At 74.5% G+C, this 15,794-nt stretch carries 16 protein-coding genes; 5 read left to right on the top strand and 11 right to left on the bottom strand.

What is annotated here, in order from left to right:
* Positions 1 to 23 precede the first annotated feature (23 nt).
* From ABD220_RS15160 to ABD220_RS15120, 9 genes are all read right to left on the bottom strand, one after another.
* Complete coding sequence (locus tag ABD220_RS15160) at positions 24 to 782, bottom strand: SDR family NAD(P)-dependent oxidoreductase (RefSeq protein ID WP_344123944.1); 759 nt, start codon at positions 780 to 782, stop codon at positions 24 to 26.
* A gap of 96 nt (positions 783 to 878) precedes the next feature.
* Complete coding sequence (locus ABD220_RS15155) at positions 879 to 2,087, bottom strand: acyl-CoA dehydrogenase family protein (RefSeq protein ID WP_344123942.1); 1,209 nt, start codon at positions 2,085 to 2,087, stop codon at positions 879 to 881.
* A gap of 124 nt (positions 2,088 to 2,211) precedes the next feature.
* Positions 2,212 to 2,868 carry a sulfate/molybdate ABC transporter ATP-binding protein gene (locus tag ABD220_RS15150; RefSeq protein WP_344123941.1) on the bottom strand — a complete coding sequence of 219 codons (657 nt, stop codon included), beginning with the start codon at positions 2,866 to 2,868 and terminating at the stop codon, positions 2,212 to 2,214.
* On the bottom strand, positions 2,865 to 3,671 hold the full coding sequence (locus ABD220_RS15145) for an ABC transporter permease (RefSeq protein ID WP_344123939.1): 807 nt from the start codon (positions 3,669 to 3,671) through the stop codon (positions 2,865 to 2,867). The genes ABD220_RS15150 and ABD220_RS15145 overlap by 4 nt, the downstream gene beginning before the upstream one ends.
* On the bottom strand, positions 3,668 to 4,423 hold the full coding sequence (modA, locus tag ABD220_RS15140) for a molybdate ABC transporter substrate-binding protein (protein ID WP_344123937.1): 756 nt from the start codon (positions 4,421 to 4,423) through the stop codon (positions 3,668 to 3,670). The genes ABD220_RS15145 and modA overlap by 4 nt, the downstream gene beginning before the upstream one ends.
* A 7-nt stretch (positions 4,424 to 4,430) precedes the next feature.
* A complete protein-coding gene (locus tag ABD220_RS15135; RefSeq protein ID WP_344123935.1) occupies positions 4,431 to 4,829 on the bottom strand; it encodes a TOBE domain-containing protein in 399 nt (132 codons plus the stop codon).
* A gap of 60 nt (positions 4,830 to 4,889) precedes the next feature.
* On the bottom strand, positions 4,890 to 6,827 hold the full coding sequence (recQ, locus tag ABD220_RS15130) for a DNA helicase RecQ (RefSeq protein ID WP_425552570.1): 1,938 nt from the start codon (positions 6,825 to 6,827) through the stop codon (positions 4,890 to 4,892).
* 33 nt (positions 6,828 to 6,860) lie between these two features.
* Entirely contained in the window at positions 6,861 to 9,215 is a 2,355-nt protein-coding gene (locus tag ABD220_RS15125; protein WP_344123933.1) for a glycoside hydrolase family 65 protein, read from the bottom strand.
* A 41-nt stretch (positions 9,216 to 9,256) separates the two neighbouring features.
* Complete coding sequence (locus ABD220_RS15120; protein WP_344123931.1) at positions 9,257 to 10,120, bottom strand: enoyl-CoA hydratase; 864 nt, start codon at positions 10,118 to 10,120, stop codon at positions 9,257 to 9,259.
* Between the two features lie 150 nt (positions 10,121 to 10,270).
* Here ABD220_RS15120 and nadE point away from each other — a divergent pair, with 150 nt between their 5' ends.
* The gene (gene nadE / locus ABD220_RS15115) at positions 10,271 to 11,095 is read left to right on the top strand and encodes an ammonia-dependent NAD(+) synthetase (RefSeq protein WP_344123929.1); all 825 of its coding nucleotides are present in this window, start codon (positions 10,271 to 10,273) and stop codon (positions 11,093 to 11,095) included.
* Between the two features lie 75 nt (positions 11,096 to 11,170).
* Here nadE and ABD220_RS15110 read toward each other — a convergent pair whose 3' ends face one another.
* On the bottom strand, positions 11,171 to 12,442 hold the full coding sequence (locus ABD220_RS15110; RefSeq protein ID WP_344123926.1) for a CAP domain-containing protein: 1,272 nt from the start codon (positions 12,440 to 12,442) through the stop codon (positions 11,171 to 11,173).
* 133 nt (positions 12,443 to 12,575) lie between these two features.
* A complete protein-coding gene (locus ABD220_RS15105) occupies positions 12,576 to 12,809 on the bottom strand; it encodes a hypothetical protein (protein WP_344123924.1) in 234 nt (77 codons plus the stop codon).
* Positions 12,810 to 12,896: 87 nt separating this feature from the next.
* Here ABD220_RS15105 and ABD220_RS15100 point away from each other — a divergent pair, with 87 nt between their 5' ends.
* The 4 genes from ABD220_RS15100 (at position 12,897) to ABD220_RS15085 (ending at position 15,774) form a co-directional block, all read left to right on the top strand.
* Positions 12,897 to 13,703: an exodeoxyribonuclease III gene (locus ABD220_RS15100; RefSeq protein WP_344123922.1), complete on the top strand. Its 807-nt coding sequence runs from the start codon at positions 12,897 to 12,899 to the stop codon at positions 13,701 to 13,703.
* A gap of 6 nt (positions 13,704 to 13,709) precedes the next feature.
* Positions 13,710 to 14,582: a DUF8083 family protein gene (locus ABD220_RS15095; RefSeq protein ID WP_344123919.1), complete on the top strand. Its 873-nt coding sequence runs from the start codon at positions 13,710 to 13,712 to the stop codon at positions 14,580 to 14,582.
* Positions 14,583 to 14,745: 163 nt separating this feature from the next.
* Complete coding sequence (locus ABD220_RS15090) at positions 14,746 to 15,051, top strand: DUF4193 domain-containing protein (protein ID WP_344123917.1); 306 nt, start codon at positions 14,746 to 14,748, stop codon at positions 15,049 to 15,051.
* Between the two features lie 246 nt (positions 15,052 to 15,297).
* Entirely contained in the window at positions 15,298 to 15,774 is a 477-nt protein-coding gene (locus ABD220_RS15085; RefSeq protein WP_344123915.1) for a hypothetical protein, read from the top strand.
* The last annotated feature ends 20 nt before the right edge of the window (positions 15,775 to 15,794 follow it).

The following is a 15,794-nucleotide window of genomic DNA, read 5'->3' as shown; positions in this document are numbered from 1 at the left end:
GGCCCAGTCTATGGGGAGGGCTCTCAGCGGGGAGCCATGCGCAGCGCCCCGTCCATGCGGACGGTGGTGCCGTTGAGGTAGTCGTTGTCGAGGAACGTCGCCACGAGCTGCGCGAACTCCCCGGGCCGGCCGAGCCGGCGCGGGAACGGCACGCCCGCGGCGAGCCCGGCCCGGAACTCGTCGCTCACCGCCGCGAGCATGGGCGTCTCGATCACGCCGGGGGCGATGGTGTTCACCCGGATGCCGGCGCCGGCGAGGTCCCGGGCCGCAGTGATGCCGAGGCTGTGCACCCCGCCCTTCGACGCGGCGTAGGCGGCCTGACCCACCTGCCCCTCGAACGCGGCGACGGAGGCCGTGTTGACGACCAGCCCGCGCTGGCCGTCGTCGTCGACGGGGTCGGTGGCCGCGATCCGCTCCGCGGCGAGCGCGAGGACCGTGAAGGTGCCGAGGAGGTTGACCCGCAGCACGGTCTCGAACAGGTCGAGGTCGTGCACGCCCTTCCTGCCCAGCACCCGGGCGGACGGGCCGATGCCGGCGCAGTTGACCACGGTGCGCAGGGGCCCGGCGGCGGCCGCGGCCGCCACGGCCTCGCGCACCTGCTCACGGTCGGTGACGTCGGCGGGCACGCCGGTGACGCCGGGGACGTCGGGGGCCTTCTCGACCGCGGCCGGGAGGTCCACGGCGAAGACGCGCACGCCGCGCCCGGCGAGCATGGCGGCGGTGGCCGCGCCGAGGCCGGAGGCGGCTCCGGTGACGAGGGCGGAGGTGTCGGTGACGTCCATGCGGGGTCCTTTCGGGGAGCTGCTCGGGGAGCTGCTCGGGGAGCTGCTCGGGGGCGGTGGAGGACCGGCCGGCGCGGGAGGCGCCGGCCGGCGGGCTCAGACGAACGCGGAGACGCCCGTGACGGCGCGGCCCACGATGAGGGCGTTGATCTCGTAGGTGCCCTCGTAGGTGTAGAGGATCTCGACGTCGTTGAAGAGCTTGGCCATCTCGTGGTCGGTGACCACGCCGTTGCCGCCGAGCAGGTTCCGGCCCAGGGCCGCGGACTCCCGGGCCAGGGACGTGGTGGTGGCCTTGGCCAGGGCGGCGTGGGGCATGTCGAAGCCGCCGGCCTCCTGGAGCCGGGCGAGCTGGGTCATCAGGCCCAGGGCGGCCGTGGCGTTGCCGAGGATCCGGGCGAGGGGCTCCTGGACGAGCTGGAACTTCGCGAGCGGGCGGCCGAACTGCCGCCGGGCCAGGGCGTAGTCGCGGGCGACGTCGAAGATCGCCAGCTGGACCCCGGCGCCCTGCCAGCCCACCCAGGCGCGGGAGTTGCGCAGCATCTCGTTGGCGGCTGCGAAGCTGCCCGCCCCGGGCAGGGCGTTGGTGGCGGGGATCCGCACCTCGTCCAGGACGATGTCGGCGTTCTGCATGATCCGCAGGCCGATCTTGTGCTCGATCTTGGTGGCGGTCCACCCCGGGCGGTCGGTCTCCACGAGGAAGCCCTTGATCTGCCCGTCGGCGGTGTCCCGGGCCCAGACGATGGCGACGTCGGCGATCGTGCCGGCGCCGATCCACCGCTTCGTCCCGGTGAGCACCCACTCGGTCCCGTCCCGGGTCGCGGTGGTGGCCAGGCCGCCGGCGATGTCCGAGCCGTGCTCGGGCTCGGTGAGGGCGAAGGCGCCGAGGGCCCGGAAGCGGCGCAGCTCCGGCAGCCACCGGGTCTTCTGCTCCTCGGAGCCCAGAGCGTCGATCAGCCCGAGGATGAGCTCGTTGTGGATTCCGACGAGGGCGCTGAGGGAGACGTCGGCCCGGGCGACCTCGGCGTAGGCCAGCCCGCGGAACAGCCGGCTGGCCCCGGAGAGCTCGAGCTCCCCGAGCCCGTGGGCGGCCAGGGCCGGGAGCAGGTGGGACGGGAACTCCTCGCGGTTCCAGTAGGGCGTGACCACGGGGCGGACCTGCTCCTGGAGGAACTCGTGCAGCCGGGTCAGCCGCGCGCGCTCGGGCGGCGGGAGGAGGGCGGTGAAGCAGAAGAGGTCGGCGTCGGGGAAGGGGATGCCGGAGTGCTGCTCCACGGACGGGGATTCGCCGCGCAGGACGGGAGTCATGGGTGGTCCTCTCGTCGGCCCGTCACGACGGGGTGGGTCGTGTGAGCCGGCTCATACGGAACGGTGGTGGTCCCGATGGTACTGCGCGGGCCCGGGCGCGGGCCGGACCGGCCGGGCGCCGCGGTCAGCCCGCCGCGACCCGGCCGTGCTCGAGCACCACGACGCGCTCGGCCAGGGCGGCGGCGTCCTCGGGGTCGTGGCTGATGACCAGGGCCGTTCGCCCCTCCAGCACCCGCACGAGCAGCTCGCGCACGACCGGCGTGCCGGCCGCGTCCAGGGCGGAGAACGGCTCGTCCAGCAGCAGCAGCCGCGGCTCGGCCGCCAGGGCCCGGGCGATCGCGACGCGCTGCGCCTGGCCGCCGGAGAGCTGGGCCGGCCGGCGGTCGGCGAACTGCTCGGCCCCCACCTCGGCGAGCCAGTGCCGGGCGGCGGACCGTGACCGGGCGCGGCCCGCCCCGCGGCTGCGCGGGGCGAAGGCCACGTTCTCGAGCACGCTGAGGTGCGGGAACAGCAGCGGCTCCTGCGCCATGAGGGCGATGCCGCGCCGGTGCGGGGGCAGCCAGCTCCCGCGGCCGGCACCGTCGAGGTCGAAGAGCACGGACCCGGCGAGGGTGCACCGGCCGGTGTCCGGCACGAGCAGCCCGGCGAGGACGGCGAACAGGGTGGACTTCCCGGCGCCGTTGTGGCCGGTCACCGCCACGGTGGCCCCCGGCGGGACGGTCAGCGAGAGGGACACGTCCCGTGCGGCCAGCCGGGCGGTCACGAACAGCCCCTCCGTCATCGCCGGCCCGCTGTCCGGCGCACGGGGGTGGAGAGCCCCACGACGAGCACGGCCACGACCACGAGCACGAGCGAGAGGGCGACGGCGGCGTCCGGGTCCGTCTCCCGCAGCAGGTAGATCTCCAGGGGCAGGGTCCGGGTGGTCCCCTGCAGGCTGCCCGCGAAGGTCAGGGTGGCCCCGAACTCCCCCAGGCAGCGGGCGAAGGAGAGCACGGCGCCGGACGCCAGCCCGGGCAGCACCAGGGGCAGGGTGACGCGCCGCAGCACGGTGGTGGGCCGGGCGCCGAGCGTGGCCGCGACCTCCTCGTAGCCCGCCGCCGCGCTGCGCAGTGCGCCCTCGAGGCTGACCACGAGGAACGGCAGCGCCACGAACGTCTGGGCGAGCACCACGGCCACGGTGGTGAAGGCGATGCTGATCCCGGCCGGCTCGAGGTGGCGGCCGACGAGCCCGTAGCGCCCGAAGGTGTGGAGCAGGGCGATCCCCCCGACCACGGGCGGCAGCACCAGCGGCAGCAGCACCAGCGCCCGCAGCAGCCGCGCACCGGGCAGCCGCGCTCGGGCCAGCACCAGGGCCATCGGGGTGCCCAGCAGCACGCACAGCGCGGTGGAGGCGGTCGCGGTGCGCAGGCTCAGCCCCAGGGCGGCGCGGGAGGACTCCGAGCTGATCAGGCCCAGGAAGCTGCCCGCGTCCACCCGGGCGAGCAGCCCGAGGACCGGCAGGACCACCACCAGGGCGCCCAGGGCCGCCGGGACCCAGACCCAGCCGGGGACGGTGCTGAAGCCGCGCGGACGACGCCGGGTCACGGCGCCCCGAACCCCGCCGCGGACAGGACCTCCCGGCCGCGGTCGCCGGCGACGAGCTCGGCGAACTGCCGGGCCGGCCCCGTCTCGTCGGCGTCCGCGAGCGCTGCGACGGACAGGCGGTTGACGGCCCGGGACGCCTGAGGGATCTCGACGACCTCGACCGCGTCCCCGGCCGAGCGCGCGTCCGTGGTGTAGACCAGGCCGGCGTCCGCCTGGCCCGAGGTGACCTTGCCGAGCACGTCCGTCACGGAGCCCTCCTCGCTCACGGGGCTCAGCCGCACGCCCGAGGCCTCCTCGACCCGCTCGGTGGCGGCGCCGCAGGGCACCTGCGGCGCGCACACCACGACCTGCACGCCCGGGTCCGCCAGGTCGCGGAAGGACCCGACGCCGGCCGGGTTGCCGGCGGGCACGACGACGGTCAGGACGTTGGTCGCGAAGACCTCGGGCTCGCCGTCGACGAGGCCGGCGTCCACGGCCCCGGCCATGCTCCGCTCGTCCGCGGTGGCGAGGACGTCGGCGGGCGCGCCCGCCGTGAGCTGCTGGACCAGGGTGGAGGAGCCGGCGAAGTTCAGCGACACCTCGACCCCCGGGTGCTCCGCCTCGAACTGCCCGGCGAGCTCCGTGAAGGTGTCCGTGAGGGAGGCGGCGGCGTGGACGTCGAGAACGGTCGTGGGAGCATCGCCGCCGGCCCCGCACCCGGTGGCGCCGAGGCCGAGGGCCGCGAGGAGGACGGCGGAGACCCTGGCGTGCACCGCTGCCTCACGCCCCGGGGGTCTCGACGACCACGCTGGTCGACTTGACGACGGCCGTGGCCACCCGGCCGGGCTCCAGCCCCAGGTCCCGGACGGCCTCGGTGCTCATCAGCGAGACCACGCGGTGCGGGCCGCACTGCAGCTCCACCTGCGACATCACGGTGTCCGAGACGACCTCGGTGACCAGCCCCACGAACCGGTTGCGCGCCGAGCTGGCGACGCGCGCGGGGTCCTCGGGGCGCACGGAGCGCTCCTTGAGCAGCCTGGCCAGCTCCAGTCCCTCCACCACGGTCTGGCCGGTCGCGCTGCGGGTGCTGCGCAGCGCGCCCTGGTCGATCCAGCGCCGGACGGTGTCGTCGCTGACGCCGAGGAACCGGGCGGCGTCGGCGATCCTGAGCTCGGTCATGAGGTCATGCTATCCGCAGCTGCGGCAGTTCTGCGTCATGCCGGCCGCAGGTGCGGAACCTCAGGTGCCGGTGACGACCTGGCGGACGGCCTCCCCGTAGCGCTCGAGCTTGGCGTCACCGACACCGGAGATGCCGCGCAGCTCGCCCAGCGAACTCGGCCGGGCCTGCGCGATGGCCGCGAGGGTCGCGTCGTTGAAGACGACGTAGGCCGGCACCCCCTGCTCCTTCGCCACGGTGGCGCGCCAGGCCCGCAGCTGCTGGAAGAGCTCCTGCTGGGGCTCGTCGAGGACCGGCCGGGCGGCCCCGGTCCGCGGGGCGCGGACGGCCCTGACCCGCTCGGGCTCCCGGCGCAGGCGGACCTCCTGCCGCCCGCGCAGCACCTCCCCGGCCGCGTCGGTGATCGCCAGGACGCCGTACTCGCCCTGCACCCGGAGCAGGCCCTGGGCGAGCAGCTGGCGCACCACCCCGCGCCACTCCTGGTCGCTCAGCTCGGTGCCGATGCCGAACGTGCTGAGCTCGGTGTGGTGCATCCGCACCACCCGTTCGGTCTCCCGGCCGAGCAGGATGTCCACGAGGTGCCCGGCGCCGAACTGCTGGCCCCGCTCCCGCTGCAGGCGCACGATCGTGGACAGCAGCTTCTGCGCCGGCACCGTGCCGTCGAAGGCCTCGGGCGGGTCCAGGCAGGTGTCGCAGTTGCCGCACGGTCCGCTCGCCTCGCCGAAGTAGCGCAGCAGCTGCTGACGGCGGCACTGGACGGTCTCGCACAGCGCGAGCATCGCGTCCAGGTGGAGCGTCTGGGCGCGCTTGCGCTGCCGGTCACCCTCGCCATCCTCGATCATCCGCCGCTGCTGGACGACGTCCTGCAGCCCGTAGGCCAGCCACGCCGTCGACGGCAGCCCGTCGCGCCCGGCGCGGCCGGTCTCCTGGTAGTAGCCCTCGACGCTCTTGGGCAGGTCGAGGTGGGCGACGAAGCGCACGTCGGGCTTGTCGATCCCCATGCCGAAGGCGATGGTCGCGACCATCACCACGCCGTCCTCACGCAGGAAGCGGGTCTGGTGCTGCGAGCGCAGCTCGGCGGGCAGGCCGGCGTGGTACGGCAGCGCGGTGACGCCCTGGCCGGCCAGCCACTCCGCCGTGCGCTCGACCGAGGCGCGGCTGAGGCAGTAGACGATGCCGGCCTCGCCCTCGTGCTCGCCGCGGATGAGCTGCAGCAGCTGCCGGCGGGCGTCCTTCTTGGGCCCGACGCGGTACTGGATGTTGGGCCGGTCGAAGCTGGAGACGAAGACGCGAGCGTCGTCCAGGCGCAGGTTGCGGACGATCTCCTCGCGCGTCTCCGCGGTGGCGGTGGCGGTGAGGGCGACGCGCGGGACCCCGGGCCAGCGGTCGTGGAGGATCGTCAGCCCGAGGTAGTCGGGGCGGAAGTCGTGACCCCACTGGGCCACGCAGTGCGCCTCGTCGACGGCGAAGAGCGCGATGCGGGCGCGGTCGAGCAGCTCGGCCGCCACCGGCAGGCGTTCGGGGGCGAGGTAGAGCAGGTCGAGCTCGCCGGCCAGGAGACGGCGCTCGACGGCGCGGCGCTCCTCGGGGGTCTGGCTGGAGTTCAGGTACGCGGCGCGCACCCCGACCTGCTCGAGGGCGTCCACCTGGTCGTGCATGAGGGCGATGAGCGGGCTGATGACCACGCCGGTGCCCTCCCGGACGAGCGCGGGGACCTGGTAGCACAGGCTCTTGCCGCCGCCGGTGGGCATGAGCACGAGGGCGTCCTCGCCGCGGGTGACCGTCTCGATGATCTCGGCCTGCTGCCCGCGGAAGGCGTCGTAGCCCCAGACGCGGGTGAGCACCTCGAGAGGGGCGGACGACGTCGCGCGCACGGCGCGCGCTGTCGCCTGCAGGGCGACGGCGGCGGGCGTCCCGGTGCCGTGCAGGTCCTCCCCGCCCGGGGCCTCCGGCGGGGGCTGCGTCCGGCCGGGCTCCGGTCCGCTCGTCGTCTCAGCCACACGGCCAGGGTAGCCGGTGCGGGGGCGGGGTCGTCACGGGGTGCGAGGCGCGCGCGGGGCGCGGCCCGGGGGCTGGCGCGGGGTGGGGCCGGGCGGGCGGGGCGTGTGCAGCGGGGCGGTCGCGGGACGCTCGGCCGTGACGGTCAGGGGCTCGCCGTCGATCCGCAGCGCCACCTCGCCGGCAGCCCCGTCCAGGAGCCGCACGGTGGTGCCCGAGCGGGTGACCTCCACGCCGAGCCGGCGGCCGCGCCAGCGGAGGCGGAAGGCGATCCGGTGCAGCCGCTCGGGGAGCCGGGGGGCCAGGTGCAGCTCGTCCCCGCCCGTGTCCAGCCCGCCGAACCCGCAGACCACGGCCAGCCAGGACCCGGCGGCGGACGCCAGGTGCAGGCCCTGCTCGGCGTCCTGCTGGATGTCCCGCAGGTCCACGAGGGCGGCCTCGCGCAGGTACTCGAGGGCGAGCTCCAGGTGGCCCACCCGGGCGCAGACCACGGCCTGGACGCAGGCCGAGAGGGACGAGTCGCGGACGGTGCGCTGCTCGTAGTAGTCCAGGTCCCGGGCGGTCTGCTCTGGGGTGAACGCCTCGGCGCACCACCACAGGGCGAGGACCAGGTCCGCCTGCTTGACGACCTGGCGGCGGTAGATCTTCGCGTAGTGGAAGTGCTCCTCCACGGGGTAGCCGTCGCGATTGGCCTCGAAGTCCCACTCGCGGTAGGTCGTGAACCCCTCGTTGGAGGGGTGCACACCGAGCACGGCGTCGTAGGGGAGGTGGATCGCGTCCGCCAGGGCCCGCCACCGCTGGAGCTCGTCGGCCGTCACGGCGAGCCGGCCCACGTGCTCGGGGTGCTCCTCGCACGCGTCGGCGGCCGTCCGGAGGTTGCGCCGGGCCATGAGATTGGTGAACACGTTGTCGTCCACCACGCCGGTGTACTCGTCCGGTCCGGTCATCCCGATCAGGTGGACGCGGCCCTCGTGGTCCTCGTGCGCCATGGCCGCCCACGCGCGCGCCGTCTCCACGAGCACGTCCACCCCGCCGACCGTGCTGAGGTCCTCCCCGGTCACGTCGGCCCACCACCGGTAGGCCCGCGCGATGTCGGCGTTGACGTGCATGGCCGCGGTGCTGGCCGGCCAGTACGCCGACGTCTCGTGCCCGTCGATGGTGCGCCAGGGGAAGGAGGCGCCGCCCAGGTCCAGGACCTGCGCCCGCTCCCGCGCCAGGTCCAGGGTCGAGGAGCGCCACTGCAGGAGCCGGGCGGCGTCGCGGGGGCGCAGCAGCGCCAGGGCCGGCAGCACGAAGCCCTCGACGTCCCAGAAGGTGTGCCCGCTGTACCCGCCGCCGGTCAGGCCCTTCGCCCCGACCGGGGCGCGGCTGACGCAGGCCGCCGCCTGCAGGAGCTGGAACAGGTCGAAGCGGATCGCCAGCTGCAGCTCGGGGTCGCTGTCGATCTCCACGTCGGCGCCGTCCCAGTACTCGTCCAGCTCCGCGCGCTGGTCGGCGAGCAGCCCGTCCCAGCCGCGCCGCCGGGCCCCGGCCATCGCGGCGAGCACCTGGCCGCGGAGGTCGTCGGCGGGGTCGTCCACGGCCGAGGAGTGGCACAGGTACTTCACGAAGCGCACGCTCTCGCCCGGGCCGACGTCGGCGACGACGGTCGTCACCACGTGGTCCTCGTCGCACTGCGTGCTCACGGCGCCCTCGGCCGGCAGGTCGACGTCGTGCTCGACGGCGGCCGCGACCCCGATGCGGCTCTGCCCGGTGCGGTGGACCAGGGCCCCGCCCGTGTCGTGGCAGTGGTGGATCTCGGGGCGGAACGGCCGCTCCAGGACCTCGGCCACCCGCGGGTCGGCGTTCTGCACCTTGGGCGGGGTGCCGTTGACCACGAGACCGGACCGGAGCACCACCTGGACGGAGCGGTCCACCGCCTCGACGACGTAGTGGATCGCCGACACCGGGCGCTGCACCAGCGAGACCAGGCGGGTGGACGTCAGGCGCATCCGGGCGCCCCGCGGGGTGACCCACTCCGTCTCGCGGCGCAGCGTGCCTGCGCGCAGGTCCAGCACCCGCTCGTGCTGCTCCGGCGCCGAGTCCCGCACGTCCAGGGGGACGCCGTCGACCTGCAGGTGCACCGTGCTGCCGTCGGCCACCCCGATGATGGCCTGGCCGTGCTCCGGGTGCCCGTAGCCGCCCTCGGGGTAGGACAGCGGATGGTACTCGTGCACCCCCGACATGAAGGTGCCGCGGGAGGCGCTGGGCTGCGCCTCGTCCAGGGTGCCGCGCACGCCGAGGTACCCGTTGGACAGGGCGAAGACGGACTCCAGGGCGCCGTGCGCGCCGGGGTCGAGGGCGGACTCGCGCACCTGCCAGGCGGACGCTTCGATCGAGGGCTTCGGCATGGCACCACGGTAGCCCGCCGCGGCCCGGCCGCGGCGGGGACTCAGCGGTGCGTGAACCGCGGCTCGCGCTTCTGCGTGAACGCGGCCATGCCCTCCTTCTGGTCCTCCGTGGCGAACAGCGCGTGGAAGAGCCGCCGCTCGAGGTGCACGCCCTGCGCCAGGGTGGTCTCGAACGCCGTGTCCACCGCCTCCTTCGCCGCGAGGACGGAGGGCAGCGACTTCGCCGCGATGGTCCCGGCGACGTCCAGGGCCTCCTGCAGCAGGTCCGCGGCGGGCACGACGCGGGAGACGAGCCCCGCCCGCTCCGCCTCCACCGCGTCGATGTGCCGGCCGGTGAGGACCATGTCCATGGCCTTGGCCTTGCCCACCGCGCGGGCCAGGCGCTGGGACCCGCCCATTCCGGGGATCACCCCGAGGTTGATCTCGGGCTGCCCGAACCGGGCCGTGTCCGCCGCGATCAGCAGATCGCACATCATCGCGAGCTCGCAGCCCCCGCCGAGGGCGTAGCCCGAGACCGCGGCGACCACGGGCGTGCGCACCCGGGTGAAGGCGTCCCAGCCCGCGAACCAGTCCGCGAGGTACATCTCCGGGGCGCTGCGTCCCGCCATCTCCTTGATGTCGGCGCCCGCGGCGAAGGCCTTCTCCGAGCCGGTGAGCACGATCGCCCCGATCCCCGGGTCGGCGTCCAGGGCGGTGGAGGCGGAGACGACCTCCCGCAGGGTCGCCGCGTCGAGGGCGTTGAGCGCCCGGGGCCGGTTCAGGGTGATGATCCCGACCCTCTCCCGGGTCTCGACCAGGATGTTCTCGTACGCGTTCTCGTGCCCGTTCCCGGGCGTGTTCGCGGGGGTGTTCCCGGGGGTGTTCCCGGTAGTGTCCCGGTGCTCGGTCCCGTGCTGCTCGCTCATGCTGCGCTCCTGGTTCGCTCGGTGGGTCGGATCCCGGTGCTCCCGGCTGCGGGGGCGGTGCAGGGCATGGCCGCATCCTACGCACCTGCCCCGCCGTTGCCCCGCCGTGTTCCTTGTCCTCCCGGCAGCGGCCCGCACTAGCATGGGCCCATGCGGACACTGCAGGCGACAATCATCGAAGAGATGGGCGTGAAGCCCGAGATCGACCCCCACCAGGAGATCGAGGCGCGCGTCGGCTTCCTCTGCGACTACCTGCGGACCAGCGGCACGAACGGTTTCGTGCTCGGCATCAGCGGGGGCCTCGACTCCACGCTGGCCGGCCGGCTCGCCCAGCTGGCGGTGGACCGGCTCGCGGAGGGCGGCGTGGACGCGGAGTTCGTGGCCGTCCGGCTGCCCTACAACGTCCAGCACGACGAGGACGACGCCCAGGCCGCCCTGGAGTTCATCCGGCCCTCCAGCACCGTGACCTACAACGTGGCCGCCGCCGTGGACGGCTTCGAGGGCGAGTTCCGGGGGGCCACCGGCCGGGAGATCTCCGACTTCAACAAGGGCAACATCAAGGCCCGCGTGCGGATGATCGCCCAGTACGCGCTCGCCGGGGAGCGGAACCTGCTCGTGATCGGCACCGACCACGGCGCCGAGTCCGTGACCGGGTTCTTCACCAAGTACGGCGACGGCGGCGCGGACGTGCTGCCGCTGTTCGGGCTCGACAAGCGGCAGAACCGGCTCCTGGCGAAGACCCTGGGCGCCGAGGAGCGGCTGTGGGCGAAGGCCCCCACCGCGGACCTCCTCGACGACGCCCCCGGCCAGACCGACGAGACGGAGCTCGGGCTGTCCTACGACGAGATCGACGACTACCTCGAGGGCCGCGAGGTCGGCGACGCCGTGGCGGAGAAGATCGAGCACCGCTGGCGCATCACCCGGCACAAGCGCACGACCCCTGCCACGATCCTCGACGACTGGTGGCGGGCCTGACGCCCGGGGCACCTGCAGCAGGACGGAGCCGCGCACCCCGACCGGGGTGCCCGGCTCCGTCCTCGTCGGGACCCCTCAGCGGGTGGCCCAGGTCCGCCCGGCGGCGTAGTGGGCGGTGTAGCCCTTCGAGAAGCGCTGGCGCACCTCGGCGCCGGAGCGGTACTCGTCGGTGGTGGGGAAGCCCCAGCCGCGCTCGGAGCCGGCGGCCTTCCAGGCCCGCCCGATGGCGCCGTACTGCTTGATCGCCCGGGAGCCCGTGCCGGGGCTCCACATGACCATGGTGGAGCGCCCGTCGCGGCGGAAGACCTGGTAGGCGCCACCGGGGACCGGGCGCTCGTCCGTGACCGGCAGGCCGAAGTTGTGCTCGCGGCCGGCCGCGACCCACCGGCCGCCGATGGATCCGTAGTTCTTCACGGCCATCGCCCCGTAGCCGGGGGCCCAGTAGATGGTGGTGGTGCGGGTGCCCTTCCGGAACTGCTGGTAGACGCCGCCGTCCACGAGACCGCCGCGCTCGTTCATGGTGGGCTCACCGAGCACGGAGGACCCGCCCAGGCGCTGGTACTTGGTGCCGATCGCCCCCCGGACGGCGTAGGTCGGCGCGGCCACCGGAGGCACGAACCCCTGCGCCGGGCTCGCGAACGACCCGGGCACGGCCTGCCCGGCGGGATAGGCGTAGTAGTAGATCGTCAGGTAGGTCTCCCACCCGGGGCCGCGCGAGCCCGAGGTGGCGACGTGGCTGACACCGATCCCGAGGTGGGTCAGGTCCCTGGCGAACTGGTCGGTCCCGTTGCGCGGGAAGAAGTCCAGCAGGTAGTGCGCGAGCGCCTCGACCGCTTCGACGCCCTCGAAGGCGCCGGTGAAGACGCCCTTGCCGTAGTACTGGTCCATCCGGACGCCGCCGGCGGGGGCACCCGCCCAGGGGTCCGGGTTGCGCGACTCCTTCCGGGCCCCGGCCATGGTCTCCGCCCACTGCTGCGCGTTGCGGGACAGCGCGGTGTTGTAGACCAGCGGGGCGCGCTTCGCCTGCCTCCGGTGGTCGTTGACGACCTTGAAGGCCTCGGTGATGTCCTCGACCGTGGTCGGGTGGGCGCCGGCCGAGGCCGCCCCGGCCAGGCCGCCGGCGGCCGGGCCCTCCGTGGCCGCCGGGGCGGGCGCCGGGGCGGCGTCGCTGCCGGAACCCCCGTGCAGGCTGAGGGCGGGCGCGCCGGCGGTGCCGGACGGCTCCGGGGACTCCGACAGCCCGGGCGGATCGGCCGGCGGAGTCGGCGCGGCCAGCGCCGCCGGGACGGCGCCGAGGAGGAGGGCGAAGGTGGTGGACACGACGAGCGCGGTCCGTGCGAGGTTCATGGGGTCTCTCCCTGCTGGGGGCGGCGCCGCCGGGGGCACGGGCCAGCAGGAAGTTAGCACCTGCAATCACCCGGCGGAAGGGCGGCGAGGAAGCCCCTGGTCCCGCGGCGCGGCGCCCGCGACGCGGGACGGGTCAGCGGACGGAGATCCGGTGGTACGGGCCCCGGCCCAGCAGCGCGAGCAGCACCGGCGCCGCCGGGGCCGGCAGCAGCACGAGCCCCTCCGGCAGCCCCGCGGCGCCCGCGCCGTCGGCCGCACCGGATCCCGGTGCCGTCGCGGTGACCCGCACGAGCACGGCCAGCGTCGCCACCACGGACCCGATGATGGACAGCAGGGTGGTCGTGCCGGAGCCGTTGCGCCCCACCACCCCGTCGGTCCGCCATGGCGCTGGGGGCGGCGCCGCGCAGGAGGCCCCGGTGAATTCCCGTCCGGGCCAGCCGGTAACGTGGGGCCCATGAGGATCGCCACCTGGAACGTGAACTCCGTCCGCGCCCGCGCCGACCGCGTGGAGGCGTGGCTGCAGCGCTCGGACGTGGACGTCCTCGCCATGCAGGAGACCAAGGCGAAGGACGACAACTTCCCCTGGGAGCTCTTCGAGTTCATGGGCTACGACGTCGCCCACTTCGGCCTCAGCCAGTGGAACGGCGTGGCGATCGCCTCCCGGGTGGGTCTCGAGGACGTCGAGCGGACCTTCCCGGGCCAGCCCGCCTTCGGCAAGCCCGGCGAGGAGCCCGTGCAGGAGGCCCGGGCGATCGGGGCCACGTGCGACGGCGTGCGCGTCTGGTCCCTCTACGTCCCCAACGGCCGTGGCCTGGAGGACCCGCACATGCCCTACAAGCTGGAATGGCTGCGCGTGCTCAAGGACCACGCCAAGCAGTGGGTCGACGAGGACCCGCAGGCGCAGGTCGCCCTGGTGGGCGACTGGAACGTGGCTCCGCAGGACGAGGACGTGTGGGACCTGCAGTTCTTCCTCGACAACGGGCTGACCCACGTCAGCGAGCCGGAGCGGGCCGCCTTCCGGGCCTTCCTCGAGGAGGCCCGCTACCAGGACGTGGTCCGTCCCCGGCACCCCGGCCCGGGCGTCTACACGTACTGGGACTACAAGGGGCTGCGCTTCCCGAAGAAGGAAGGCATGCGCATCGACTTCCAGCTCTACTCCCCCGCCCTGGCCGACCGTGTCACGGACGCGTCGATCGACCGCGAGGAGCGCAAGGGCAAGGGCGCCTCGGACCACGCCCCCGTGATCGTCGAGATCGCCTGAGCGGCCGTGGCTCAGCTGCTGCAGGTCGGCCGGACGTTCCGCTCGGCCACCGGGATCCCCCACCAGTTCGCCCTGCGGGTGTACGTGCCCGCCGAGGAGCTCGACGCCGTGTACGCCCCGCTGGTGCCCCGGGCGCTCTCCCCCGAGGAGGCCGGGGTGAACGAGCTGACCGAGCAGCTCGCCCGCCTGGCCGAGCCGGGCCAGGACCCCCTGCCCCCGGCCGTGGAGCCGTTGTGGACCCTGCCGTTCTCCGCGGCGCCCCGGGGCCGGGACATGCTCGCGGCGGGGGTCGGCGACTTCCCCGTCTACCACCCCCCGCAGCGGCTGCGCCGCTCGCTGCGGCTCGTGGCGCTCGCCGAGGAGGAGGGCGGCCAGCCCCTGCCCAACCTGCTCATCCCCGAGGACGCCGTCCGGGCCGCCGGAGAGCGCGTGAGCCGGGAGCACTTCGTGCCCGTGCACGCGCGCCAGTCGGCGTTCACCGTGCCCATGGCGTGGTTCTCGCTCTTCACCGCCCAGGACCACACCGAGAGCTTCCACCACGGCAACCGCGTGCACCGGTGCGCGGTGCCGGTGGACCTCGCCACCCGGCGGGTGGTGCGCGCCGCGCAGGTGGTGGAGGACGCGGGCGGGGAGGACCTGGAGGACCTCGCCGAGGACCTCACGCACCTGGGCCGGTGGCTCGGGGCGTTCTCCGCCAACTCCCTCGTGGTCCTGCACTACGGTTCGCTCGCGGACCCGTTCCAGCCGGACGAGAGCCCGCAGGACTTCTCGGACGCCGTGGAGCTGCTGGCCACGCAGGACGCCCACGGCGCCGCCGTGGCGTTCCGCCGGCTCATGCACCGCTGGCTGCGGCTCGCGCACCTGGAGAGCGCCAGCTGAGCCCCGGCGCCGAAGGCCCCGGGAACACCCGTCGCGACACCGTGGAACCACCGGTCGCCGGCGCGAGTCGACAGCCTCCCCCGTCGTAGGGGTACACTCTGGTCCTTCCGTGCAGGGCACCCTCTGCACAGCACCGCCCCGTTCCAGGAGGACGCACCACATCATGGCCACCGATTACGACGCTCCGCGCACCCGGCCCGAGGACGAGCCGGCCAACGAGTCCCTGGAGGCGATCCAGGTCCAGCGCAGCGCCACCGCCCAGACCTCGGTCATCGACGCCGAGGACTTCGACACCGCCGAGGGCATCGACCTGCCCGGGGCGGACCTCTCCCACGAAGAGCTCACCGTGGCCGTCATCCCCGAGCAGAGCGACGAGTTCACCTGCGGGGCCTGCTTCCTGGTCCGGCACCGCTCCCAGCTCGCCCGCCAGTCCGGCGCGGTGAAGTACTGCACGGACTGCGAGGGCTGAGCCCCGCAGATCACTGACCCCGGACACGACCCGGGCCCCCGGCGCACGATGCGCCCGGGGCCCGGGTCGTTGCCCGTCCACCTGCCGGCAGAGGCGGACGGCCGCTCGCGTCGCGGGAGGGACCGGCCCGCGACGGGCCTGGCAGCGGCTCTCGTTCCACGGGAGGATGGGGCTCGTGGCGGCACCGTGGAAGCACCCGCACGGGTGGGGCGCCGAACCGATCCGAGCGGAAGGACGGGTGGGGCGATGGACTGGTCCGGGTGGGCACTGTTCGGCCTGCTGGCCACCAGCGCACTGACCCTCGTGCTGATCGCCGCGCAGATGGCCGGCTTCACCCGGCTGGACCTGCCCCTGGTGCTGGGCACTCTCGTGACCTCCGACCCCGACCGGGCCCGGGTCGCTGGGGGGTTCCTGCACCTGCTCGCCGGTCAGGGCTTCGCCTTGGGCTACGCGGGCACGTTCGCTCTGCTGGACCGGGCCACCTGGTGGCTGGGGGCGCTGCTGGGTCTGCTCCACGGCGCGGTGGCACTGGGCCTGATCCTGCCGCTGCTGCCCGGGGTGCACCCCCGGATGGCTTCTCACCGCGCCGGTCCGGCCAGCCGGGCGGGGCTGGAGCCCCCGGGGCTGCTGGGGCTCAACTACGGGTTCCAGACGCCTGCCGTGACCATGACCGCCCATCTGCTCTACGGGACCATGCTGGGCGTGCTGCTGGAGCCCCGGTGAGCGGCCGCCCGGTGCCTCGC

It is taken from the genome of Kocuria aegyptia, assembly GCF_039530085.1.
Lineage (GTDB): Bacteria > Actinomycetota > Actinomycetes > Actinomycetales > Micrococcaceae > Kocuria > Kocuria aegyptia.
Note: the sequence above shows the minus strand (reverse complement) of the source record. Positions and strands in the feature narration are given on the sequence as shown.